Raw genomic sequence first — 23,540 nt, 5'->3', positions numbered from 1 at the left:
TCCGCGTGGCCGCACCGGGCGTCCTTTCACCGTGCAAAACGTCACAATTTGGCACGTTTGGCTACCTGACGCGGTAATTGGCGACATAATCCAGTTTGTTCGCGCCGAACAATGCATTAACATAACTCCCACTTATCTCTTGCATGGTTATATGGATATCCGATGCGTCACCTGGTTGCGCTTTTACCGCTGATTACCTTGCTTGCTGCCTGTAGCAGCACGCCGAAACCCAGTCCCACCGCTACGCCGCAGGGCACCCCGGTAAAGGGCGGCTTTTTGCTGAGCCCGGCGCACAGCGGCGCGCCGCTGGGTGGTGATTTCGCCAATAACCCGAATACCGCGCGCTTTATCGATAAGATGGTGCAGGAACACGGCTTTGATCGGCAGCAGCTGCACGACGTGCTGGCGCAGGCACGGCGCCTGGATTCGGTACTGCGGCTGATGGACAGGCAGGCGCCGACGCCGTCGACGCAGGGGCCAACCGGGCCGAATGGCTCCTGGCTGCGCTACCGCAACAAGTTCATCACGCCGGATAACGTGCAAAACGGCGTGGTGTTCTGGAATCAATATCAGGATGCGCTGCAGCGTGCCTGGCAGGTGTACGGCGTGCCGCCGGAGATCATCGTGGGGATTATCGGCGTGGAGACCCGCTGGGGCCGCGTAATGGGTAAAACCCGCATTATCGATGCGCTGGCGACGCTGGCCTTCGACTACCCGCGCCGCGCCGATTACTTTGCCGGTGAGCTGGAAACCTTCCTGCTGATGTCGCGCACCGAAGGCGACGATCCGCTCGAACTGCGCGGCTCCTTCGCCGGCGCGATGGGCTATGGGCAGTTCATGCCTTCTTCCTTCAAGAGCTATGCGGTCGACTTCAACGGCGATGGCCATATCAACCTGTGGGATCCGGTCGATGCCATTGGCAGCGTGGCCAATTACTTCAAGGCGCACGGTTGGTCCAAAGGCGAGCCGGTCGCGATTCAGGCCAACGGCCAGGCGCCGGGGTTGGAAAATGGCTTCAAGACCCGCTACTCGGTCACCGCGCTGGCGGAAGCCGGCCTGAGCCCGCAGGGTTCGCTCGGGGATAACCAGGAAGCCAGCCTGCTGCGGCTGGACGTCGGCACCGGCTACCAGTATTGGTACGGCCTGCCGAACTTCTACACCATCACCCGCTATAACCACAGTACCCATTACGCCATGGCGGTATGGCAGCTGGGCGAAGCGGTAGGACGCTCGGCGCGCGGCGGTTTCTGACGCTGCGTCCATAAACGAAAAAGGCCGCTTGCGCGGCCTTTTTTACGTTCTGAGCATCAGAAATCGTAGCGCAGACGCACCACGGTCATATCGCCGAGGTTGTCGGTGCTCGATGTCAGCACGTGCTCAACGTCAACGCGGAAGCCGTAGTCAAACTGTACGGTAACCCCGAGGCCGTTGTCGATGCGCTGGTAGTTGCGACCGGTGACGTATTCCAGGCGATCGCCCATAAAGTACGGCATCACCGATTTCACCGCGTACTGGCCAACCGGCACGGTATAACCGGCCAGGTATTCGATACCCCACGCATCGCCGGCGAAGTAATTGTTGACGTCGGCTTTCTTGGTGGTCAGGAAGTCGTGGTAGTAACCGCCGCCGAAGGTGAGGGTCCAGTTGTCCGGTTTCCAGCTGAGGGCGGTGCCGACGATGTTCTGATCGTAGCTCTTGCTGCCGCTGGTGGACGGGTTGCGCATTTCGGCGCGGGTGTAGTTCCAGGCGGTGCCCCAGGTCAGATCCTGCGTGATGTGGTAATCCACGCCCAGTGAGCCGCCGCCTTTGCGCTTATAGCGTAGGCCGTTGCCCGGCAGGTAGTCGCTGTCGCTGAACAGGTACGACGCATAAACGTCCGCATCGCCGAAGCGGTTCTTGTACTTCAGCATTTTGCGTGAACGGTAAGAGCCGTCGTAGTCGCCGTTGATGCCGTTGCCCGGCGCCTGGGCCAACATGTCGTAGTCCCAGATATCGGTCTTGGCGCCCACCACGTCATAATAAACGCTGTTCTGCTGGCCGAAGGTCATCTGGCCCCAGGTGTTGCTTTTCAGGCCGGTGTACAGCATGCGGCGGCTGGTGTTTCTCGCGCCGTCGGCATAGTGATGATCCCAGTCGAACAGCGCCGGAATATTCACGCCCAGCTCGTAGTAGCTGATCCAGCTGATATCGTCGAACAGGTAGTAGTCCGCCGCGAAACGGAAGCGGGTGCCGCCGTCGAAGCCGTTACGCTTGTAGGAACCCTTGTCGCCGTCGCCCGTCATGTTGTTGAACTGCGGACGGATGCTGCCGCCAACGGTGAAGTTCAGGCGGCTGAGCGGATCGCCGGCCTGCGGATCCTGCTTCAGCAGGGTGATTTCCGCCTGAGCGGCGAAGGACGCGCTGCCGATCGCCAGACCCAGCGCCACCGCTTGAGTCAATACGCGCAATTTCATTGCCATGTGTTATCCCTGTTTTATGTATGACCGCCCCATCAGCGCCGCCATGCCGATGTTTTGCGCATAACGCTGCGTTTATGCGCATTTTGACGGTTTTTTTTGGTGTTTTAGCGGCGGGCGGCATTTGTAACATAAACAGGGGCATAAATAATTACTTTTCTTGCTAATTATTGGCCGGTTTTTGACCATTCCGTGCGGTGCAAAGGGCCGCTGTTCATGTTTCTCGATTCGGATGAATTCATTTAACGCCAAGGTTTATATTTTTCATTTGTCAGTCACCGGCGCCAGCCTGTAATTTCATCCGTGCAAGAGATAATTAATTTGAGCCTTTCACCGGCGTATTAACGTCAGCCTTTGTCTGCGTAATCGGCCGGCATGAATAAGCGATTGGGAGGTCGCCATGAGAAACCTGTTAATGTTGTTAGTGGGGCTGTTTTCACTGCCGGCGATGGCGGCGGAGTCGCACGTTTGTCATTCTCAAGCTTATGATTACGCAGAGGTTAGTAAGCTTAGGTTGTCGGATGACACCCTGTTCCCCTGCCGCGGCGTGGGGCGCCTGACGATCCCTGAATTAGCGCGCAAAGGATGGAAGGTGATTCATTTGGCGCAGCAAACGGAATATACCGACTCTGTCGATAGCGATGGTGAGGTTATTAAGCTTTATCAGGAAATCGTGGTTTATAAAGAATAATACGACGGTTGCCCGTTATTATTCTCACGGTGGCGAGAACCCTATTATGAATGCGAGAGTCGGAATCGACGGCAGGGCTGCCGCCGCGATGGTGATGCTATGCGCCATCTGGGGAATGCAACAGGTGGCAATCAAGGCCGCCGAGCCGGATGTGTCGGCGGTGCTGCAAATCGCCATTCGCTCGGGTCTCGCCGCGCTGGCGGTTTACCTGTTGGCGCGCGGCCGCGGCGAGCGCTTCACCTGGGATCGCGCCACGCTGTGCGCCGGTTTGAGCGTGGGGGCATTGTTCGCGCTGGAGTTCTTTTTTGTCTCCGCAGGGCTGCGTTACACCAGCGCCTCACATATGGCGGTGTTTTTGTACACTGCGCCGCTGTTTTCCGCCCTTGGCCTGCATTTTCTCCTTCCTCAAGAGCGCCTGTCGCCGGTGCAGTGGCTGGGCATGCTCATCGCCTTTGGCGGCGTGGTGCTGGCCATATCGGGCATGGCTGAGGGAAGCGGCGGAGCCGAACGGCTGAAAGGCGATCTCTACGGCCTGCTGGCGGGGATCGCCTGGGGAGCTTCTACCCTGGTGATCCGCACCACGCGCCTGGCGGAGTGCCCGGCCAAACAGACGCTGCTGTGCCAGTTGACGGGCGCCTGTGTGCTGTTGTCGTTGCCGGCGCTGGCGACGGGAAACCTGCATTTCACCCTGAGCCCGGTGGCCTGGTACAGCCTGCTGTTCCAGACCGTGGTGGTGTCGTTTTTCAGCTATCTGATCTGGTTTTCGCTGCTGCGTCGCTATCAGGCCTCCTCGCTGGGCATTCTCACCTTTATGACGCCGGTATTCGGTATCTTGGCGGGGGTCGTCATTCTCGGTGAGCCGTTGCAAATTGAGTTTGTATTGGGGGCCGTGCTGATCGTGCTGGGATTAATCGTGGTGAGTTGTTCTTATCTTATTTATTTTGACCGAAGGGTGGCACCAAAAATATAAATTATGGATGTTGATGTACAGAACTACCAAATAAGCTGCGAAAGCCAATTCATTATTCAGCTGCAAATATCCCGCTATGCCTGGGGCGTGCCGCTGATTACGCTCAGCGATAACGGTGATTTTACCGTGATAAGAAGCCGAGGCTGGTCGAGGTTGGCTAATGGGAGGAGATTGGAGGTTTATTATTTTGCCAATAATTCCCTGCTTACCTGGGATAAAAACCGCAAATATATCTCTTATTCAAAGGCCGGTCGGCTCTACGCCTGCGCGCTGCATTTTTCTTATTCCCCCAAAATAGAGCGCTAACCCTCTGGCCATCAGACCAGAGGGGCGATTTTCATGATCCACTGCTTAAACGCGAGGATTTTCGGCCACTGCCGCTCGGAGATGGTCGAGGTAAAATAGCAATGCTCGCAGGGCACGGTCATGTCGGTGAACGGAATGATCAGCTCGCCGCTTTTGATCCAGTCCTGCACCAGATTGAGCCGCCCCATGGCGACGCCAAGGTGCCGCGTGGCGGCCAGCACCGCGAGATCGGAGCGGTCGAACTCCATGCTTTTACTGTCGGTATCCAGCCCCAGCGCAAAGTGTTGCGACCAGGTTTGCCACTCGTCTTCGCCGGAGTTGTAGCGATCGTGCAGCAGCGTGCAGTGGGCCAGGTTTTCCGGCGCATCGTACAGGCTATGTGCGGCGGCATACTGCGGCGTGCAGATCGGCACCATCGATTCCTGCATAAAGGCCTCGTCCAGATGCCGCCCCGAGGGCAGTTTGCCGAAGTACATCGCCAAGTCCACGCCGCGGTTGGCCAGGTTGATGATCTCCTGCCCGGTCAGAATGTTGAGGTGAATGGTGGGGTGCTGGGCGATAAAGTCGCCGATGCGCGGCAGCAGCAGGCATTGCACCAGAGACGGGTGCGAATAGAGGGTCAACGTCCCCGTCAGCTCGCGATTCTTGATGTCCAGAATTTCCTGGTTCAGCGTGTTGAAGGAGCTGTCCAGCGCCCATTGCATGCGCTCGCCCTCCGGCGTCAGGGTAATTCTGCGATGAAAGCGCTGGAATAGCAGGAAGCCCAACTCCTTTTCGAGCAGATTAATGCGGTGGCTTACGGCGCTGGGGGTGATCGACAATTCTTGCGCCGCCAGCGCAAAAGATAAATGACGTGCGACGCATTCGAAAGTATGCAGCCGGGAAAATTGATAGCTGGTCAGCGGGGTGGCCCGCTGTGAATGTTTTTTACTGGGGAACATGCTATTTCTCCGTGCGCGCAATGCGCCAATATTAACACTTAATGGTATGAGTGATAAACCCAAGTTGATTAATATGTTCAGGTTATATATCAGGGCCCTGTTTACTGATTACCGTCATAGATTTTAAGGATTAAGATGATGAGATAACATGAACCGATAAATGACTTGTCTGCTGGCAGACTGAAATTAGAAATTGACGAGGTCTGACATAAACCTGTTAAAGATAAATGTGACGTAGAAGGAGAAACGGTGAAAAATAAGGCCGTTATTTCTTACGCACGTATCGGTCAAGTAGATCAGTAGGTATGATGAAAAACTGGCTCGTCCAGTGACGTTCACTGACAGACGAAGGGAAAGCCAGGAGCAAGCCGAAGGGAGGCCATTGTGCAGTTGATTTATTTTATGTCGGAATCGTTGGCGCCGGAGAAATTCGCCCGCATCCTCAATCCCGCCGATGCGCGTTATGAGCTGGAGCGACATTACCTGTTCGGCGGTTCGTCCATGTCGTCGATATCGAGCAGGCACACTATCACGCGCAATACGCAGTCCGGTATTGGCGTATCGAGTTACCGGGAAGATAGCGGCATGAAGCGCGGCGTGTTTGATGAACTAAAACGCGGCAGTTTGCTGGCCGTCGATGCAAGTATCGGTGCCTGGAGCCCCGTCAAATATCCGTTTTTCATCAATGCGCAAGGGCGCCTGCAGCGCTATCCCGGCAGTGTATTGCCGCCGCAGTACCCAGTCGAACGTATAATTCAACGTTATGAAGAGATGATCAGCCGATACGCCGCGAGGCCTAAACCAACTTCCTTGCCCCCGAGACAAAACACCGCTAAAAATCCGCCGCTGATGCAGGCGGTGGCCGCCGCCGTTGGCTCAAGCCTTACCGTCATCAAAGAGGTCGTTCGCCCAATGAGCAAACAGGAGCGTTGGCAGGCGAGAAAATATCTGATTGGTCGGGGGGAGCGAAGTATCTATCCGGATGCGCGGATTGCGGCGCAACGCCTGGCGCAAAATAACGTCGCGGTGGAAAAGGCCAAGCTGGCGCAGAATGTCTATAACACGACCAATCCGTTGGCGGCTACGCCTGGCGTGCCGGAAGGATGGCGGGATGTGAGTAATGACGGCGGTTTTTTGGATGGTTTAGGGATTCGCCGGGAAATGCTTTATGACAATGAGATATCACCGGGTTTTTTGGCAAGGGTTTATGCTCCGGATAAAGCCGTGTTTGGCGATGATATGAATCCGACAGTTGTTTTTCGCGGGTCAAGGATGCCTGAACTTCCTAATGGTAAACTGAATGCGGCGAAGAAGATATTTATCGACCGTGAACTGCCAGAGATAAAGAACCTAGAAGACTGGACGAATAACTTCAACCAAGGCAGAGGTGCTGAATCTGCATACTATCAAAGAGCTGTAGATATTGGCTCTTTATTAAAGGGCCGGGTAGATACCTCCGGGCATTCGCTAGGCGGTGGGCTGGCATCGGCGGCATCAATGACCAGCGGTAAATCTGGGTGGACATTTAATGCTGCGGGGTTGAATTCGGGTACCGTGGAAAAATATGGCGGTTCCTTGGTGGGCCGTGAAGATATTATCAACGCCTACCGGGTGAAGGGCGAAGTTTTGACGAGGTTACAGGAAGTCGATCTCAGGCAAGATTTTATCGACGTTAATGGCAACCTTGCGTTATTGGCCGCGAAGGAAAAATTATCGTCGCATTTGCCGGATGCCGTTGGTGTTAAACACACGCTTGATGGCGGTGTGGGCAATATGGGTGACCGACATGGCATCCAACAAGTGATAGACTGCATCGAACAGGAAAAAGACGATGATATCGCCACAATCGGTCACAGGATATAGTAGCTTAATGAGACAAGTTTTTAACGTGTTCGCAGCGCTGTTCATCGCGATTGGATTGATGCTTACAACCGGATGTAAGGAGAAAGAAATGGACTTGCCGCCAGAAGGTTACTTTACAGGTCAACAGCTTGTGTTGGCTAAGGCTATCCGCGATGGGAATATCGGCGACATCAAACGGTTGGCGAAAGAGACGGATCTGAACAGCCCCGGTGAACACGATATGACATTATTGTTTTTTGCCCTGGCGACGTCGACTCATGATAATGCCACGTCGGAACGGCTGCAGATTGCGACCGAGTTGGTAAAGGCCGGAGCCGATCCACTGCAACCTCGCCCCAATGGCGGTGCCAGTCCTGCTGAATGGATGGCAAAATTAGACAACGGTATTTGGTTAAAGGCATTGCTTGATGGGGGATTGTCTCCTAATGCAAGAGGCAAACTTGATGGTCTGCCAATAATATTTCAGACAATCAAATCCAGTAATACGGAGACAATGGCGACACTGATAAAATATGGTGCGGACATTAACATTCAGGATAGGTTAAAGAGAACGCCATTAGTGGAGTGTGCTTATTTGGGGCGAATTGACCATATGAATCTTCTGCTTAAACATGGTGCAAATCCGTTTATTGAAGATAGATTTGGTGAAAACTTTGTTGATTTACTCGATGATAAAATAAAGAAAACGGAGGGTAATGATTCATTGCATACTCGATACCTTGAATTAAAGAAACAGCTGAGAGTCCAATAACAAATCGATAAGGCCTGCCTGGCCGCGAAGAACCGCGCCCGGTGGTGACCCTCCGAGCGCGGCATTCAGGGAAAGACTGTGTGCTGGTCGGCGCGCATCAACGGCGGCGCAGCAGCAGGCCGGCCAACAGGCCAGCGCCGGCAATGAGGGCTAATGCGGCGAGGGGGTTTTTCTTCATCATGCTGCCGGCGCAGCTCAGGGCGTCACCGTATTTTTCTTGCAGCGCGCCTGCTGCATAGCGCGTGGCGCCTTCAGCCTGCAAACGTTCGTTTCCGGTGATGTCGCCCGCCATTTCCTGCGCTTTGCCCGCCACTTTTTCCATCATGCCATTGGCTTTTTCGCTGTTCATTATGATGCGCTCCTAAGGTTCGATCCGTTTGGCTTCCGCACAGGGCGAAAACCTGCATTTGCACCTCCATGTTATGCACTTCACTTTGTGCCTATAAGGGGCGTTTGCATCGGTAAGGATAGTGCATTTGCAGGCTACTTGCCGTTCCTGGTGGCCGGCCCGCCGGTAAACAGCCCGCGCTCCCTGGCCCAGACGATGGCTTCGCTGCGGCTATGCACGCCCAGTTTGGAATAGACCGTCGCGACATGATTGCGAATGGTGTTGAGCGCCAGATTGAGGCGCGCCGCGATTTTCTTGTCCGGCAGCCCCTCGCAAATCAATTCCAGCACATCGCGCTCGCGCGGCGTGAGATCGCTGGCGTTAAATCCGGTCTGATCGGGCCGGTTGATGCTTTTCACGTTGGCCAGTTTTTCAATCAAGGTTTGGCTGAACCAGGAAGCGTCCTGCATCACTTCTTCGATGGCGCTCACCAGCTCCAGCTCCGAGCGTTTGCGTTCGGTAATGTCCATGAGCACCAGCAGGTAGCAGGGCGCATTGTGAATGCTGACGGCATCTGCCGAGGCCACGCAGTCGATCGACTCGCTCCCTTTCTTGCGCACCCGGATGTCCAGCCCTTCGACGTTACCGCTTTTTTCCAGCGCGGCAAACAAACGGCGGTTCGCCTCGGGATCGTCAATAAATTGGATCTCATCGACCGTTTTGCCGATCAAGGCTTCGGCGTCGTACTCGGTGGTGCGGGTGAAGGCTTCGTTGACGTCCAGCACGCGCCGCTCGTGCGCCGTACACAACAACGTCGGCACCGGGCTCAGGCGAAATGCCTTGGCGAACCGCTCTTCACTTTCCCGCAGCGCCGATTCCGCCTGACGCCGGGGTTCGAGATCGGTAAACGTGAACAGCATGCAGTCGTCTTCATTGATGTCCAGCGGTTGGCCGGCAACCACCACCAGCTTGCTTCCGCCACCGGGCAGTTTCAGCTCGGCCTCCATTTGCGGAATGGTTGCGCCTTCCCCCAGGCGCTGAATCGCCAGCTCTTTGTGCTCAGCCTGTTCCAATACGTCGAGTTCATAGACCGAACGCCCCATAACCTGTTCACGCTGGTAACCGGTCATATCGAGGAACCCCTGATTGACCTTGACGTAACGCAGGTCGCTTAGCCGACAAATGACCGCCGGCGCCGGATTGGCGTTGAAGGTTTTTTCAAAGCGCTGTTCGGCGCTGGCCCACTCCGTCGCGTCGCTCAGGATCAGCGCCAGCAGCTCCGGCTGCCCCTGCGCATCGGTGATAATCAGGCTCCGCAGGCGGTGCACCCAGAAGCTGTCCGGATCGTCGACCTGCCGAACTTCCACCACCACATCGGTGAAGGTCTCGCCATCGGCAACCCGGTTCAGCGGGTACTGTTCCAGCGCCAGCGGGTGATTGTTGCGATAACGCAGGGCAAACCGCGCCGCGTACTCGGCGGCATTGGCCCCCAAGGCTTTCTGGTGGCTCACGCCATGCATGGCCAACGCGGCTTCGTTGGCCCAAAGCAGCGTTTGATCGGTATCCGTCAGGATCACGCCGTCGGACAAGCCGGAGATGATTTGCTGCAGGTGGCCGCGGTGGGTTTCGCTGGCCAGGACGGATGGGTTCATGTGCTCTCCGCTAGACAGAAGGGGGAGCGGCCTCTGACGGGGGCCGCGGGTTACGCTACTCGCTGAGCAGCTTAGTGCATAACGTGCGTATTCGCAGGGTGTGAATGCACTAGTCATTCTGGCGCAAATGAACCGGGACGGCCGACAGCGCCGCGCGGCAGACTGGATTTGTCTGCGCGGTTATCCGCCGCGCGTGCAATCACTTGTCCAGAAAATATAAGGAACAACGATGACCACTGTCTATGAATCAAATCGCTTTGCGTTTCAGGTGTCATGGGGCTCGATATTGGCCGGGAGTGCCGTGGCGCTGGTGACTTATCTGATCTTCAGCGTGCTGGGTACGGCTGTCGGTGCCCAGGCCGTGGATATGATGCAAAAGGGCAACCCGCTGAGCGGCTTTGGCACCGGCACCGGGATCTGGCTGCTGGTTTCAACGCTGGCCTCGCTGGCCGCAGGCGCGTTCGTCGCCGGCCGCACCGCACCGAATCGCGGCGGCTTGCATGGCCTGCTGAGCTGGGCGATCACCACCTTGCTGACCACCTGGCTGGTGGTTTCATTGGCGAGTGGCGTGGTGGGGCTGGCGGGTAGCGCGGTGGGCAAAGGGCTTTCGCTGGCGGGCAGCGGCCTGGCGGCGGCAGCGCCAAACGTGGGCGAAGGCCTCAAGCAACAGCTGGATAAAAAGGGCATCAGCCTTGACTGGGGAAGCCTGGAAAACCAGTTGAACGCCACGCTCAAGCAGACCGGCAAGCCGGAACTGGATCCGGCTCGGTTGGAACAGAAGGCCGATAGGGCGACCGCCGACGGCAAGCAATCGGCCATGGACGCGGCGGCCGATCCGGCGCGGGCCGCCTCCGAGCTCAAGCAGTGGTTCGACCGCGTCAAGCAGTCCGGCGAGCCGACGTTGAGCGCGGCCGATAAGGATGCGTTGGTGAATATCGTTGCGGCGCGCACCGGCAAGAGCCGTGATGAAGCGAGCCAAATCGTCGATAACTACGCTCAGGCTTATCAGCAGGCGGTGCAGAAAGTAGAGAAACTCAAGGCTGAGGCCGAGCAGAAAGCGCGTGAAGCGGCCGATGAAGCGGCTAAACAGCTGTCGCGCGCCGCATGGGGGTCGCTGTTGGTGCTGCTGTTGGGCGCCGCGCTGAGCGCCGGCGTGGGGAGGATTGCCGAATCAACCCGCCGCACCCTCGCGGTAAGTTGAGATGAAAAAAAACCTGTCGTGCATTTCGCTGAATTATCGAAAAGTAGCCGGGGCCTCTGCGCCCGTACTCGTTATCGATTTTTGCAACGAGAACAACGAGCGCTATACCCTGCGCTACAACCTGCCGCCGGATACCCCGGAACGCACCGAGCGGCGGGTGTCTTTGCTGCTGTATCTGTTGCGTAAGCACAGGTCCGCAGAGATCGACAACCTGGCTGATTGATCAGTCCGTGAATGAAAAGCCCGGCTTTGCGAGCCGGGCTTTTTGCTGCGCTTGGTCAATAAAGCGTGGCACAAGCAGACGCGGTACTGTTACGAGGGAAGGGGAGGCGGTTCAGCGGGGCACCAGTGGCGAGCCAATTGACATGGAGGGAAAATAGGGCATCGAACAAGGTTTGTTGAAACGTCGATTCTTCACCGTGCGGGAGAAGATAAAAAAGAAACTTGCAATGACGATCTGTGATTATCGGGCCCGAGGTTAAGATCTTGCGCTTATCCGCCGCATCTTCCTTCACCATCGTTCATACTTTTTCGTATTCGGCTCAATAGTTTTATCAACCGGCCAAACAATAAAACACGATTTAATTTTTGATGATGAAATTCCTATTCGGCCATGCCCGTGGAACGTAAAAAACACTTTAAGATAAAACAATTAACATAAAGTGTGATTCACCCTGGCGGGGCAAATGCATCTTTAATGGATGCACTTTGCTTGGCGCATTTTTTATTCACGGATTTTTCGCAAGCGTATTTGTATAACATGATCATTTTCAGTTATTTATATGATGACTTTTCCTATGCCGTAAAAATTGCATTGACAGGGTGATTTTTTTTAGGATTAATCTTAATGACTTGATTTGAGAGGTTAACGATTTTAATAAAAAGGACACGATTTTTATAAAGGCAGGGAGCGCTCATGGATTATAGAAAGGATATTCTTGTACAGGTCTTGGAGTATATGGAGAAAAATATTATAGAGGGGCTTTCCGTTGAGAAGGTTTCCATTGTCTCGGGTTACTCTAAATGGCATTTACAGCGGTTATTTAAACATTATTTTGGCATTACGTTAGGGACTTATATCAGGAATAGAAAGCTGAGCCGGTCCGCTGTCTTGCTCAAACAGCATCAAGGTAACATATTGGATGTCGCCCTGGCATCCGGGTTTGCATCTCAGCAATGCTACACGCGGGCATTCAAACGTTTCTTTGGCGAAACGCCCAACAGCTTTAGGAACAGCCGGGGATGGGATTTCTCCACCCAGATCCCACCGTATGGCAGCGACAATAAACCCTATTTTTATCATACGGTCATGCCGGATGATATCGACATGTTGAAGCAGTACAAGGCATTGATTTTCCACTCCGTCAGGAAGTACAGAGATGCCAGTGACATTACCCAGACGAATGATAAATGGCTCAGTAAAAATGGGAGGGCTTATAGCGTAGAAAAAAGAAAAGGGGGGCGGCCGCATGCCAACGGCAAGGAGCAAGAGGTTTTTCATTCCATATTTAACTTCTATATACCCATGGGAAAATATATTGTCATTCCCTTTATAGGGGAGCTGCCTGAGTATATTGCCTTTTTTGAGGGTATCTATGACGCCCATCTGCCGGCTATCAATGTCAAAATGAGGGAGAGCTTTTTCATCGAATTATACAGGCACGAGCATTTAAACAGTAAGATCATCAATGTCGATATACTTATTCCTGTGGCGTAGTGTTGAGGAAAGGAGGCATCATGAGTATAGAAAAATCCTCTGGCTCGATTAATAAACACCGCCGCGCGCTCTTTATGCTACCTTTAACGTTGCCTGCCTTTGGCAGAGTGAACGTTAAAGGTTTGGGCAGGCAGGCTATTCAATTAGCGCTGGCATTAACGCTCTCCATGTTTTCAGGAAATGCGATGGCAAATAATCGGGAACAGCATCAAATAGCGTTAGTCGGCACCTGGACCCATATTCCGGATGCGCCGGCCGTGCAGAAGCCGATACGCCGCAGTGAAGGGCTCTATCGTCTGGCGGTTAATGGCGACGGCACGTTAACGCTGCTCGATGCCATTAAAATGAAAAGCCCGTCGTGGATCGTCACATCCCGCGATGGCCGCTTCGCCTATGCCACCAATGAGGAGGACGCGGGAACGGTGACCGCCTTGGCGATAGATCAGGCTGGCAGCCTGCGGGTGCTGAATACGGTGAGCAGCGCGGGTCGGCAGCCGACGCATGCCACCCTCAGCCCGGACGGCAAATTTCTGTTGGTCGCCAACTACTCCGTCGCCAAAGGCGGCGCGGGGGTGACGGTATTGCCGATTGGCAGCGACGGCAGGCTGGGGGAACGCGTACAGCATTATCCGTTTACGCCCGGTTCCGGCATCGTGCAGGGGCGCCAGGAAGGCGGGCATGCGCACTCCACCACCTTCAGTCGCGATGGCCAATACCTGTACGCGGCGGATCTCGGTGGCGATAAGCTGCACGCCTACCGCTATCGTTCGGATAACGCGCAGCCGTTGCAGGCAGATGCTTCGCGCGATGTCGCCTTTGCGCCCGGCGCCGGCCCAAGGCACATGGTGTTCTCGTCGGCAGGCGACTATGCCTATGTCATCACCGAAATGGCGGGCGAGATCGAGGCGTTTGCCGTTAACGACAATCGATTGACGCGGCAAGGGAAAGTGAAACTGAACGGCGGCCTCGATTCGGCGGAGGCGAAAAGCGGTGGGGCCATTACCCTGAGCCCGAGCGGCAGATATCTTATTGCCACCAATCGCGGCACCGATAACCACCTGCTGGTATTAAAAATAGGCAGGGACGGTCTGCCAGGCGTGCCGACGCGCTATGAGGCCGGCGGCATTGAACCGCGTGCGCTCGCTTTCGATGCTGGCGGTAACCATCTCTATGTGACGAATGTATTCACCAATAGCGTGACGCTGTTCGATTTCGATGATGAAAAGGGCGAGTTGCAGGCCAGAAGGCTGGCGGCGACGATTTCAACGCCGACGGATATTAAGTTTTTTAATTGATGCCAATTATAACGCTCGGCGACAATCGGACCTGAACAGGGAAAAGGGGCGGATTGCAGGTGCAGAGGATGAGGAATAGCGTGATAAGAAAGAATGGTGTCCCCGACTGGAATCGAACCAGTAACTAGCCCTTAGGAGGGGCTTGTTATATCCGTTTAACTACGGGGACGCTGCGGACCGGCAACCGAAGCTGCCGGGGCATTATACCTTTTTTTACCCGCAGAATAAGCGCTTAGCGGCGCGTTTGCTCAATACCTCGCCATTTTACGCCGAAATTTCCTCGGCTAACCGACCGCGATCACGGTTTTTCCCCGCCGTGGCGCCGCTTTTCCTCTTGCCGACGCGCGGCCTGGTTTTTGGCGCACAAATCGTTGCGGATCTGCGCATGGCTTATCAGCGCAAAGATAAAGGTGCCGCCGATGATGTTGCCCGCCAGCGTCGGCAGAGCGAACGGGTAAATGAATTCTTGCCAGCCAATCGCGCCGTTGAACACCAGATACAGGATCTCGACCGAACCGACCACGATATGGGTCAAATCGCAAATTGCCACCAGGTAGGTCATCAGCACGATCACCCAGATTTTCGCCGCGCCGGCGGCCGGGAACATCCACACCATGGTGGCGATGATCCAACCGGCCAGGACGCCGTTGGCGAACATTTCTCCCGGCGTATGGCGCATCACCTCTTCGCCCAGGCTGACGAAAGCGCCGCGCGTTTCGGCGTCGAACAGCGGCATATGGGTAAACGCCAGCGCCGCCAGCCCGGTGCCAATCAGGTTGCCGAGCAGCACCACGCCCCACAGGCGCAGCAGGATCAGCAGGTTGCGCGGCGTGGGCTTATGCATGATTGGCAATACCGCCGTGACGGTGTTTTCGGTAAACAACTGCTGGCGCGCCATGATGACAATGATGAAACCGAAGGTATAGCCGAGGTTCTCGATGAAAAAGCGGTTGGGATCGTCCGGCAGGCGGGCGTGGAAAATGCCTTTTGCCGCCAGCGAGGCGCCCATCGACAGCCCGGCGGCGATCGCCGACCACAGCAGCGCCAGCCCGTCGCGCTCCAGCTCTTTTTCGCCTTCCATCCGGATCTGTTCATGCACCGCCGCCGCGCGCGACGGCAGATTCTCTTCCCTGACTTCGATTTCGCGCTTGCCCTGTTCCTGCTCCTCGCTCTCTACCTGCATCGTCTCATCCGGCTCGTGCTCCTGGCGCTGCTGCTCGCTCATGCTGTCGCTCCTGCTCATTAAGGGGGAGTTCACGTCATTAAGCGTAGTTGCCCGGCCCAAATGCGGCGAAATACAGAAAAAGGTAACAAGAGTTAAAATCCGCCGATTTTTTCCACGCATTCTTGATCCTGCTCGCCATATTGGCTCGTCGGCGCGCCCGCCGCAGGCTGCGTGCGGGGAAAGGCTTATGCTATGATTCGCCATCCCAAAGAAAAATATGAGTTCCCCGATGCTGGAAGCCAAAAGTCTGAGTTGCGTGCGCGATGAGCGCATCCTGTTTAGCGAGCTAAGCTTTTCAGTTCAGCCGGGCGATATCATTCAGGTAGAAGGGCCGAACGGCGCGGGCAAAACCAGTTTGCTGCGCATTCTCGCCGGCCTGGCGCGGCCGGACGGCGGCGAGGTGTGCTGGCGCGGGCGCAGCACGCTGCGCGATCGTGCGGGTTACCAGCAAGATTTGCTGTTTATCGGCCATCAGCCCGGCATCAAAGCCGTATTGACGCCCTTCGAAAATCTGCAGTTTTATCAAGCGGTGCGCGGCACAACCGATCATCCGGCCATCTGGCGCGCCCTGGAGCAGGTGGGGCTGGTGGGTTACGAGGATCTGCCGGTGGCGCAGCTGTCCGCCGGGCAGCAGCGGCGCGTGGCATTGGCGCGGCTGTGGCTCAGCGCGGCGCCGCTGTGGATCCTCGATGAGCCGCTGACGGCGATCGACAAACAGGGCGTAGCTGAGTTGATTAGCCTTTTTGAACAACATGCGCAGCGGGGCGGCATGGTATTGTTGACCACCCATCAGGATTTGGCCGGCGTCAGCCAAACGATAGGTAAAGTTCGTTTGGCGGAACATGACGCGGGGGGCCTGTGATGTTTTTGACCCTGGTGCGCCGCGAACTGAAGATCGCCTGCCGTAAAGGTTCGGAGATCGTCAACCCGCTGTGGTTTTTCCTGATTGTGATCACGCTGTTTCCGTTGGGGATTGGCCCGGAGCCGCAGCTGCTGGCGCGCATTGCGCCGGGCATCGTGTGGGTGGCGGCGCTGCTGGCCTCGCTGCTGTCGCTGGAGCGGCTGTTTCGCGACGACTTCCTCGACGGCTCGCTGGAGCAGCTGTTGCTGCTGCCGACGCCGCTGCCGATGACGGTGCTGGGCAAAGTGTGTGCTCACTGGGTCGTGACGGGGCTGCCGCTGCTGATCCTGTCGCCGCTGGTGGCGCTGCTGCTGTCGCTCGATATGCAGACCTGGCTGGCGGTGGCGGGGACGCTGCTGCTCGGCACGCCGACGCTGAGTCTGATCGGCGCTATCGGCGTGGGGCTGACGGTCGGCCTGCGCAAAGGGGGTGTGCTGCTCAGCCTGCTGGTGCTGCCGCTGTATATCCCGGTGCTGATCTTCGCCACCGGCGCGATCGACGCCGCCTCGATGGGCATGCCGATCGACGGTTACCTGGCGATACTCGGCGCGATGCTGGCGGGCAGCGTGACATTGGCACCGTTTGCCACCGCGGCGGCGCTGCGAGTGAGCGTGCACTAGCTAACGTATTGAATGAACAGACGGGGCAAGGCCGACAAGAGCGTACCCCGCAGAAGATTTTCGCCGTTTCGAGCGCTCGGGGCGGCCGACGCATAAAAATTACCGTGAGCACTGACGACAATGTGGAAATGGTTACATCAACTGGCGCGGCCTGAACGGCTGTATCACGTCTGCGGCCGCTTTATCCCCTGGCTGGGGCTGGCGGCGGCGGCCTGCCTGCTGCTTGGCTGGGCATGGGGCTTTGGTTTCGCGCCGAAGGATTATCAGCAAGGCGACAGCTTCCGCATCATTTATATTCACGTGCCGGCGGCCATGTGGTCGATGGGTATCTACGCCTCGATGGCGGTGGCGGCGTTTATCGGCCTGGTGTGGCAGATGAAAATGTCCGATACCGTGGTGGCGGCGATGGCGCCGATCGGCGCGGTGTTCACCTTTATCGCGCTGGTGACCGGCTCCGCCTGGGGCAAGCCGATGTGGGGCACCTGGTGGGTGTGGGATGCGCGTCTGACCTCCGAGCTGGTGCTGCTGTTCCTTTATATGGGCGTCATCGCGCTGTACAACGCCTTTGAAGACCGCCGTCTGGCGGGCCGCGCCGCCGGGATTCTGGTGCTGGTGGGCGTGGTAAATATCCCGATCATCCATTTTTCGGTCGAATGGTGGAATACGCTGCATCAGGGCTCGACCAATATGCAGCAGTCTATCGCGCCAAGCATGCGCACCCCGCTGCGCTGGGCGATCCTCGGTTACCTGCTGCTGTTCGTCACGCTGACGCTGATGCGCCTGCGCAATCTGATCCTGTTCCAGGAGCGCCAGCGCCCGTGGGTCGCCGGGCTGGTGAATAAGGAGCGTCAGTCATGAATGCCGCGTTCGATTCCTGGTCGGCGTTTTTCGCCATGGGCGGTTACGCCTTCTATGTCTGGCTGGCGGTCGCCGCCACGCTGATTTCGCTGTTGGGGCTGGTGGCGCACACCGTCTGGCAACGGCGGCAGTTGCTCGCCGAGATCGGCCGCCGTCAGGCGCGCGAGCGGCGCATTCGCCATGCGCAACAATCAAAACAAAAATCCGCCGCACCGCGGGAGAAATCATTGTGAATCCACGTCGTAAAAGCCGCCTTTATCTGGCGATCGTTGTGCTGATCGGCATCGCGCTGACCGCGACCCTGATGCTGTACGCGCTGCGCTCCAACATCGATCTGTTCTATACCCCGGGTGAAATCCTGCAGGGCAAGGGCGAAAATCATGAGAAGCCCGAGGTCGGCCAGCGGCTGCGCATCGGCGGCATGGTGATGCCGGGCTCGGTGAAACGCGATCCCAATACGCTGCAGGTCAGCTTCAAGATTTACGACGCGCGCGGCGCGATCGGCGTGACCTACACCGGCATTCTGCCGGACCTGTTCCGCGAAGGGCAGGGCGTGGTGGCGCAGGGCGTGCTGGGCGAGGGCAACGTGGTCAATGCGCGCGAAGTGCTGGCCAAACACGACGAGAAATACACGCCGCCGGAAGTGGCCGACGCGATGAAAGAGAACCACAAAGGCCCGGCGGAAGCGTATAACGCGCCGCAGGCGGAGGGCGCCAAGTCATGATGCCGGAACTGGGCAGTTTTCTGCTGTGCCTGGCGCTGGCGATCGCGCTGCTGCTGAGCATTTACCCGCAGTGGGGCGCGGCGCGGCAAGACAGCCGTATGATGGCGGTCGCCCGCCCGCTGACCTACGGCATGTTCGCCGCGATTGCGCTGGCGTTCCTGTGCCTGGTGCACGCCTTCGTGGTCAACGATTTTACCGTCGCCTACGTGGCCACCAACTCCAATACCCAACTGCCGGTGTATTACCGCATCGCCGCCACCTGGGGGGCGCATGAAGGTTCGCTGCTGCTGTGGGTGCTGTTGCTGAGCTGTTGGTCGCTGGCGGTGGCGTTGTGCAGCCGGGCGATGCCGCAGGATGCGGTGGCGCGGGTGCTGTCGGTGATGGGGATGATCACCGCCGGTTTCCTGCTGTTCATTATCATGACCTCCAACCCGTTCACCCGCACGCTGCCGAATTTCCCGATCGACGGCAGCGATCTCAACCCGCTGCTGCAGGATATCGGCCTGATCTTCCACCCGCCGCTGCTGTATATGGGCTACGTCGGCTTCTCGGTCGCCTTTGCGTTCGCCATCGCCTCGCTGATGGCCGGCCGGCTCGACACCGCCTGGGCACGCTGGTCACGCCCGTGGACCACCGCGGCCTGGGTGTTCCTCACGCTCGGCATCGTGCTCGGATCGGCCTGGGCTTACTATGAGCTGGGCTGGGGCGGCTGGTGGTTCTGGGATCCGGTGGAGAACGCCTCCTTTATGCCGTGGTTGGCCGGCACCGCGCTGATGCATTCGCTGGCGGTGACCGAGAAACGCGGCACGTTCAAAGCCTGGACGGTATTGCTGGCGATCACCGCCTTCTCGCTGTGCCTGCTGGGCACCTTCCTGGTGCGTTCCGGCGTGCTGGTCTCGGTGCACTCCTTCGCCTCCGATCCGGCGCGCGGCATGTTTATCCTCGCCTATCTGGTGATCGTGATCGGTGGTTCGCTGCTGCTGTACGCGGTCAAGGGTGGCCAGGTGCGCAGCCGGGTGCAGCACGAGACCTTCTCGCGCGAGACCTTCCTGCTGGGCAACAACGTGCTGCTGATCGCCGCCATGCTGGTGGTGCTGTTGGGTACGCTGCTGCCGTTGGTGCACAAACAGCTGGGGCTGGGCAGCATCTCGATCGGCGAGCCGTTCTTCAACACCATGTTCACCTGGCTGATGGCGCCGTTGGCGCTGCTGTTGGGCATCGGGCCTCTGGTGCGCTGGCGCCGCGATGAGCCGAGCAAGCTGTGGCGCCGCCTCGGCGTGGCGCTGTTGGCGACGCTGGTGCTGTCAATCCTGCTGCCGTGGCTGCTGCAGGACAGCATCGCCGGCATGACGGTCGTGGGCCTGATCATGGCGCTGTGGGTGATCATCCTGACGCTGATGGAGCTGCATGAGCGCGCTACCCACCGTCACGGTTTCTGGCGCGGCCTGCGCCAGCTGTCCCGTAGCCACTGGGGCATGGTGCTCGGCCACCTCGGCGTGGCGGTGACGGTGATCGGCATCGCTTTCAGCCAGAACTACAGCGTGGAGCGCGACGTGCGGATGAAGGCCGGCGACAGCGTGGATATTCACAGCTATCACTTCGTGTTCCGCGACGTGCACGACATTCGCGGCCCGAACTACAGCGGCGGCGTCGGCATCATCGACGTCACGCGCAACGGCAAGCCGGAGGCGACGCTGCACGCGGAGAAACGCTACTACAGCGTGGCGCGCAGCATGATGACCGAAGCGGCGATCGACGGCGGTTTCAGCCGCGATCTGTACGCGGCGCTGGGCGAGGAGCTGGAGGACGGCTCCTGGGCGGTACGCCTGTATTACAAACCCTTCGTGCGCTGGATTTGGTTCGGCGGCGTCTTTATGGCGATCGGCGGCCTGCTGTGCATCCTCGACCCGCGTTACCGCATGAGCAAAAAACTCAAGCGCGAAGGCAAGCTGGAGGCGCAACCATGAATCGTAAGCTGCTGTTTATCCCGTTGGTCCTCTTCCTCCTGCTGGTGACTGCGCTGATGGTGCAACTGACGCGCAACGCCGGCGGCGAAGATCCGACCATGCTGGAATCGGCGCTGATCGGCAAACCGGTGCCGACCTTCAGGCTGGAATCGCTGGATCAGCCCGGCAAAACCTACGATCAGGCGGTGCTGCACGACGGCAAGCCGATATTGCTCAACGTCTGGGCCACCTGGTGCCCGACCTGCCGCGCGGAACACCAGTATCTCAATACGCTGGCGGCGCGCGGCGTGCGGGTGGTTGGCCTGAACTATAAAGACGATCGTGCCAAGGCTGTGACCTGGCTGAATTCCCTCGGCAATCCCTATGCCCTCAGCCTGTACGACGGCGACGGTATGCTGGGGTTGGATCTCGGGGTCTACGGCGCGCCTGAGACCTTCCTTATCGACGGACAGGGGATTATTCGCTATCGCCACGCCGGCGACATGAACGAGCGCGTTTGGCAGCAGGAAGTGCTGCCGCTGTATAAAAAGTACGGGGGTGAGGTATGAGGCTGATTGTCCTGCTGTGCGCCGCGCTGCTGAGCTGGAGCGCCGCCGCGGCGATCGATACCTATCGCTTCAACTCCGTCGAGCAGGAGCAGCAGTATCGCGAGTTGACCGAACAGCTGCGCTGCCCGAAATGCCAAAACAACAGCATTGCCGATTCCAATGCCATCATCGCCGCCGACATGCGCACCAAGGTGTACGAGCTGATGATGCAGGGGCAAAGCAAGCAGCAGATCATCGATTACATGGTGGCGCGCTACGGTAACTTCGTCACCTACGAGCCGCCTGTAACGCCGGCGACGCTGATCTTGTGGATCGGCCCGCTGCTGTTCGTGCTGATCGGCGGGGCGGTGGGGATCCTGCGCACCCGTCGCCGGCCTGGCGCGGCGGTGGACGATGAATTCTCCGAACGGGAACGGCAGCGCCTGGCGGCGCTGTTGCAAGAGACTGACAGGAAGAAACCCTAATGGCTTTTTGGCTGATTATTTGCGTGTTGCTGGCCGGCGCCGCCGCGTTGCTGGTGGTGCCGGCGATGCGCCACGGCAAGCAGAGCGCCGCCACGCGCGATGCGTTGAACAAGGCTTTTTATCAAGATCGCCTCTGCGAGCTGGAGCAGGACGAGCAGCAAGGCGTGGTGGCCGAGCGCCCGGAGCTGGTGAAAGAGCTGCAACAGAATCTGTTGAACGACATTCCCGTCGAGCAAGCGGCGCAGGCGAAGCCGATCAATCGCTGGGCGCTGGTGCCGGGCGTGCTGTTATTGCTGGCGGTGACCGTTGGCTTTTATCTGAAAACCGGCGGACTGGCGCAGGTGCTGGACTGGCGCCTGGTGCAGGCGCAAATGCCGGAATTGCGCGAGCGCGTCGCCAATGAGCGCGCCAAACCGCTGAGCATGGAAGAGATCGCCCGCCTCGGGCTGGGGCTGCGCACCGCGCTGCAGCAGGACGATCGCAACATCAACGACTGGATGATGCTGGGGCGGGTCGGTATGGCGCTGAACAACGCCACCACCGCTACGCAGGCGTTTGCCCATGCTTATCAATTGGATCCGAATAGTCTGGAAGTGCGGCTCGGCTATGCTGAGGTCTTGACGCGCTCCAACGATCCGGAGGATAACAAGCAGGCGACGCAGCTGTTGCGGCGTATGATCGCGGAAAATCACGGCGATCCGCGGGTGCTGAGCCTGCTGGCATTCAATGCCTTCGAACAGGGCGACTTTAAGCAGGCGATAGGCGCCTGGCAGGTGATGCTGCAGCTGCTGCCGGCCAACGATCCGCGCGCGGAAGTGATAAAGCGCAGCATTGCACAAGCAAAAGCCCAGGCCGGCGGAGAAACTGTTAAACTGAATGTGGCCGTTTCGCTGTCACCGCAGGCGGCGAAAGCCCTGCCGACGCAGGGGACGCTGGTCATCTCGGTTACCGACGGCGTCAGCCCGGTGCCGGTGGCGGTAAAACAATTGCCGCTGAGCCGTTTTCCGCTGTCTTTCTCTCTGGATGACAGCAACGCCATGATGCCTGAGCGTCTACTCTCGGCACAGCATCAGGTGCAGGTGCGTGTGCGCCTCTCACAGGACGGATTGGCCACGCCGCAGCCGGGAGACTGGTTCGGCGAAAGCTCGCTGCAGACATTCAGCGGTAAAGAGCAGGTTAGCGTTCAGATAAACAAGCAGGTCCCTGAAAAATAAGACCGAACGTGTTTTTATGGAGAAAAATATGAACTTTCGCCTGACTGGGGTGGCATTCGCAACGGTATTACTGGTGGGCTGTGCCAGCGCGCCAGACAAAGATCCGCAAGGGCGTTCCGATCCTTTGGAAGGATTTAACCGGACGATGTTCGACTTCAACTACAACGTCCTGGATCCTTATATCCTGCGCCCGGTCGCGGTGGCCTGGCGCGACTACGTGCCGATGCCGGCGCGTAACGGCATCAGCAACTTCACCTCCAACCTGGAAGAGCCGGCCAGCATGGTCAACGCCTTCCTGAAGGGCGATCCTTACCGCGGGATGATCCACTTCAACCGTTTCTTCCTGAATTCCCTGCTCGGGATGGGCGGCCTTATCGACGTGGCCGGCATGGCCAACCCGAAACTGGCGCGCGAAGAACCGAACCGCTTCGGCAGCACGCTGGGCCATTACGATGTGGGTTACGGCCCGTACGTGATGTTGCCGGGCTACGGCAGCTTCACGCTGCGTGACGAAGGCGGCGATTTTGCGGATACGCTGTATCCGATGCTGAGCTACCTGACCTTCTGGATGTCGGCGGGCAAGTGGGTGGTCGAGGGGATCGAAACCCGCGCCCAGCTGCTGGATTCCGATGGTCTGCTGCGCAACTCTTCCGATCCTTACATCATGGTGCGCGAAGCTTACTTCCAGCGCCACGATTTCATCGCCAACGGCGGCTCGCTCAAGCCGGAAGAGAACCCGAACGCCAAGGCGATTCAGGGCGAGCTGGACGACATCGACTCGCAGTAATCACGGGCGTTACGCCAATGAAAACCCGCCGTCAGGCGGGTTTTTTTATGCCGGCGGCAAG

Annotated in this window: 26 protein-coding genes and 1 tRNA gene; 20 read left to right on the top strand and 7 right to left on the bottom strand. The window is 57.9% G+C overall.

Going from position 1 to position 23,540, the window contains the following annotated elements; all coding sequences use genetic code 11:
* The first annotated feature begins 162 nt into the window (after positions 1 to 162).
* Positions 163 to 1,251 (top strand): lytic murein transglycosylase B, encoded by a 1,089-nt coding sequence (gene mltB / locus HMPREF3138_RS07950; protein ID WP_038876549.1) that lies wholly within the window; start codon positions 163 to 165, stop codon positions 1,249 to 1,251.
* Between the two features lie 56 nt (positions 1,252 to 1,307).
* Here mltB and HMPREF3138_RS07945 read toward each other — a convergent pair whose 3' ends face one another.
* Positions 1,308 to 2,459, bottom strand: a complete 1,152-nt coding sequence (locus tag HMPREF3138_RS07945; protein ID WP_038876548.1) for a porin — start codon at positions 2,457 to 2,459, stop codon at positions 1,308 to 1,310.
* A gap of 397 nt (positions 2,460 to 2,856) precedes the next feature.
* On the opposite strand from HMPREF3138_RS07945, the gene HMPREF3138_RS07940 reads away from it, so the two are divergent.
* The 3 genes from HMPREF3138_RS07940 to HMPREF3138_RS25255 are packed head-to-tail and all read left to right on the top strand — an operon-like array spanning position 2,857 to position 4,423.
* Positions 2,857 to 3,147, top strand: a complete 291-nt coding sequence (locus HMPREF3138_RS07940) for a hypothetical protein (RefSeq protein WP_070558912.1) — start codon at positions 2,857 to 2,859, stop codon at positions 3,145 to 3,147.
* 46 nt (positions 3,148 to 3,193) lie between these two features.
* Positions 3,194 to 4,117: a DMT family transporter gene (locus HMPREF3138_RS07935; protein WP_038876546.1), complete on the top strand. Its 924-nt coding sequence runs from the start codon at positions 3,194 to 3,196 to the stop codon at positions 4,115 to 4,117.
* 3 nt (positions 4,118 to 4,120) lie between these two features.
* Positions 4,121 to 4,423: a hypothetical protein gene (locus HMPREF3138_RS25255; protein ID WP_060442068.1), complete on the top strand. Its 303-nt coding sequence runs from the start codon at positions 4,121 to 4,123 to the stop codon at positions 4,421 to 4,423.
* A gap of 11 nt (positions 4,424 to 4,434) precedes the next feature.
* On the opposite strand, the gene dsdC is transcribed toward HMPREF3138_RS25255, so the two are convergent.
* Entirely contained in the window at positions 4,435 to 5,364 is a 930-nt protein-coding gene (dsdC, locus tag HMPREF3138_RS07930) for a DNA-binding transcriptional regulator DsdC (protein ID WP_033648097.1), read from the bottom strand.
* A gap of 384 nt (positions 5,365 to 5,748) precedes the next feature.
* Here dsdC and HMPREF3138_RS07925 point away from each other — a divergent pair, with 384 nt between their 5' ends.
* A complete protein-coding gene (locus HMPREF3138_RS07925; RefSeq protein ID WP_049193677.1) occupies positions 5,749 to 7,227 on the top strand; it encodes a DUF8093 domain-containing protein in 1,479 nt (492 codons plus the stop codon).
* A gap of 7 nt (positions 7,228 to 7,234) precedes the next feature.
* A complete protein-coding gene (locus tag HMPREF3138_RS07920; protein WP_038876545.1) occupies positions 7,235 to 7,978 on the top strand; it encodes an ankyrin repeat domain-containing protein in 744 nt (247 codons plus the stop codon).
* 97 nt (positions 7,979 to 8,075) lie between these two features.
* Here the strand turns inward: HMPREF3138_RS07920 and HMPREF3138_RS07915 are convergent, their stop codons facing one another.
* Together HMPREF3138_RS07915 and HMPREF3138_RS07910 are read right to left on the bottom strand one after the other, a co-directional pair.
* Positions 8,076 to 8,327, bottom strand: a complete 252-nt coding sequence (locus HMPREF3138_RS07915; protein WP_038876543.1) for a CsbD family protein — start codon at positions 8,325 to 8,327, stop codon at positions 8,076 to 8,078.
* A gap of 134 nt (positions 8,328 to 8,461) precedes the next feature.
* Complete coding sequence (locus HMPREF3138_RS07910; RefSeq protein ID WP_038876541.1) at positions 8,462 to 9,958, bottom strand: helix-turn-helix transcriptional regulator; 1,497 nt, start codon at positions 9,956 to 9,958, stop codon at positions 8,462 to 8,464.
* 229 nt (positions 9,959 to 10,187) lie between these two features.
* Here HMPREF3138_RS07910 and HMPREF3138_RS07905 point away from each other — a divergent pair, with 229 nt between their 5' ends.
* Positions 10,188 to 11,159 (top strand): YrzE family protein, encoded by a 972-nt coding sequence (locus tag HMPREF3138_RS07905; protein ID WP_038876539.1) that lies wholly within the window; start codon positions 10,188 to 10,190, stop codon positions 11,157 to 11,159.
* A gap of 1 nt (position 11,160) precedes the next feature.
* Positions 11,161 to 11,382, top strand: a complete 222-nt coding sequence (locus HMPREF3138_RS07900) for a hypothetical protein (RefSeq protein WP_004936288.1) — start codon at positions 11,161 to 11,163, stop codon at positions 11,380 to 11,382.
* 55 nt (positions 11,383 to 11,437) lie between these two features.
* Here HMPREF3138_RS07900 and HMPREF3138_RS26655 read toward each other — a convergent pair whose 3' ends face one another.
* Positions 11,438 to 11,677 (bottom strand): hypothetical protein, encoded by a 240-nt coding sequence (locus HMPREF3138_RS26655; RefSeq protein WP_144062828.1) that lies wholly within the window; start codon positions 11,675 to 11,677, stop codon positions 11,438 to 11,440.
* A 398-nt stretch (positions 11,678 to 12,075) separates the two neighbouring features.
* Here HMPREF3138_RS26655 and HMPREF3138_RS07895 point away from each other — a divergent pair, with 398 nt between their 5' ends.
* Complete coding sequence (locus HMPREF3138_RS07895) at positions 12,076 to 12,876, top strand: helix-turn-helix domain-containing protein (protein ID WP_038876537.1); 801 nt, start codon at positions 12,076 to 12,078, stop codon at positions 12,874 to 12,876.
* A gap of 20 nt (positions 12,877 to 12,896) precedes the next feature.
* Positions 12,897 to 14,171, top strand: coding sequence for a lactonase family protein (locus HMPREF3138_RS07890; RefSeq protein WP_223294910.1), 1,275 nt, complete (start codon positions 12,897 to 12,899; stop codon positions 14,169 to 14,171).
* Positions 14,172 to 14,265: 94 nt separating this feature from the next.
* Here HMPREF3138_RS07890 and HMPREF3138_RS07885 read toward each other — a convergent pair.
* Both HMPREF3138_RS07885 and HMPREF3138_RS07880 read right to left on the bottom strand, forming a co-directional pair.
* Positions 14,266 to 14,340: transfer RNA gene (locus HMPREF3138_RS07885), tRNA-Arg, on the bottom strand.
* A 129-nt stretch (positions 14,341 to 14,469) separates the two neighbouring features.
* Positions 14,470 to 15,396, bottom strand: a complete 927-nt coding sequence (locus tag HMPREF3138_RS07880) for a formate/nitrite transporter family protein (RefSeq protein ID WP_038876534.1) — start codon at positions 15,394 to 15,396, stop codon at positions 14,470 to 14,472.
* Positions 15,397 to 15,625: 229 nt separating this feature from the next.
* Between HMPREF3138_RS07880 and ccmA the strand changes: the two genes are divergently transcribed.
* The 10 genes from ccmA to mlaA all read left to right on the top strand — a co-directional run bounded on the left by ccmA (position 15,626) and on the right by mlaA (position 23,479).
* Positions 15,626 to 16,258 (top strand): cytochrome c biogenesis heme-transporting ATPase CcmA, encoded by a 633-nt coding sequence (gene ccmA / locus HMPREF3138_RS07875; protein WP_038876532.1) that lies wholly within the window; start codon positions 15,626 to 15,628, stop codon positions 16,256 to 16,258.
* Positions 16,258 to 16,917 carry a heme exporter protein CcmB gene (ccmB, locus tag HMPREF3138_RS07870; RefSeq protein WP_025303731.1) on the top strand — a complete coding sequence of 220 codons (660 nt, stop codon included), beginning with the start codon at positions 16,258 to 16,260 and terminating at the stop codon, positions 16,915 to 16,917. Before ccmA ends, ccmB begins: the two co-directional genes overlap by 1 nt.
* Before the next feature lie 120 nt (positions 16,918 to 17,037).
* Positions 17,038 to 17,775: a heme ABC transporter permease gene (locus HMPREF3138_RS07865; RefSeq protein WP_004936270.1), complete on the top strand. Its 738-nt coding sequence runs from the start codon at positions 17,038 to 17,040 to the stop codon at positions 17,773 to 17,775.
* Positions 17,772 to 18,008: a heme exporter protein CcmD gene (gene ccmD / locus HMPREF3138_RS07860; protein WP_004936267.1), complete on the top strand. Its 237-nt coding sequence runs from the start codon at positions 17,772 to 17,774 to the stop codon at positions 18,006 to 18,008. Before HMPREF3138_RS07865 ends, ccmD begins: the two co-directional genes overlap by 4 nt.
* Positions 18,005 to 18,499: a cytochrome c maturation protein CcmE gene (ccmE, locus tag HMPREF3138_RS07855; protein WP_004936264.1), complete on the top strand. Its 495-nt coding sequence runs from the start codon at positions 18,005 to 18,007 to the stop codon at positions 18,497 to 18,499. Before ccmD ends, ccmE begins: the two co-directional genes overlap by 4 nt.
* A complete protein-coding gene (locus HMPREF3138_RS07850; RefSeq protein ID WP_038876528.1) occupies positions 18,496 to 20,466 on the top strand; it encodes a heme lyase CcmF/NrfE family subunit in 1,971 nt (656 codons plus the stop codon). The genes ccmE and HMPREF3138_RS07850 overlap by 4 nt, the downstream gene beginning before the upstream one ends.
* A complete protein-coding gene (locus HMPREF3138_RS07845) occupies positions 20,463 to 21,014 on the top strand; it encodes a DsbE family thiol:disulfide interchange protein (protein WP_038876527.1) in 552 nt (183 codons plus the stop codon). Before HMPREF3138_RS07850 ends, HMPREF3138_RS07845 begins: the two co-directional genes overlap by 4 nt.
* Entirely contained in the window at positions 21,011 to 21,478 is a 468-nt protein-coding gene (locus tag HMPREF3138_RS07840) for a cytochrome c-type biogenesis protein (protein ID WP_070558910.1), read from the top strand. Before HMPREF3138_RS07845 ends, HMPREF3138_RS07840 begins: the two co-directional genes overlap by 4 nt.
* Complete coding sequence (ccmI, locus tag HMPREF3138_RS07835) at positions 21,478 to 22,692, top strand: c-type cytochrome biogenesis protein CcmI (RefSeq protein ID WP_038876522.1); 1,215 nt, start codon at positions 21,478 to 21,480, stop codon at positions 22,690 to 22,692. Before HMPREF3138_RS07840 ends, ccmI begins: the two co-directional genes overlap by 1 nt.
* A gap of 28 nt (positions 22,693 to 22,720) precedes the next feature.
* Positions 22,721 to 23,479 carry a phospholipid-binding lipoprotein MlaA gene (mlaA, locus tag HMPREF3138_RS07830; RefSeq protein WP_070558907.1) on the top strand — a complete coding sequence of 253 codons (759 nt, stop codon included), beginning with the start codon at positions 22,721 to 22,723 and terminating at the stop codon, positions 23,477 to 23,479.
* Positions 23,480 to 23,540 lie beyond the last annotated feature (61 nt).

Origin of the sequence: Serratia sp. HMSC15F11 (assembly GCF_001808215.1) — a bacterium.
Classification (GTDB): domain Bacteria; phylum Pseudomonadota; class Gammaproteobacteria; order Enterobacterales; family Enterobacteriaceae; genus Serratia; species Serratia nevei.
Note: the sequence above shows the minus strand (reverse complement) of the source record. Positions and strands in the feature narration are given on the sequence as shown.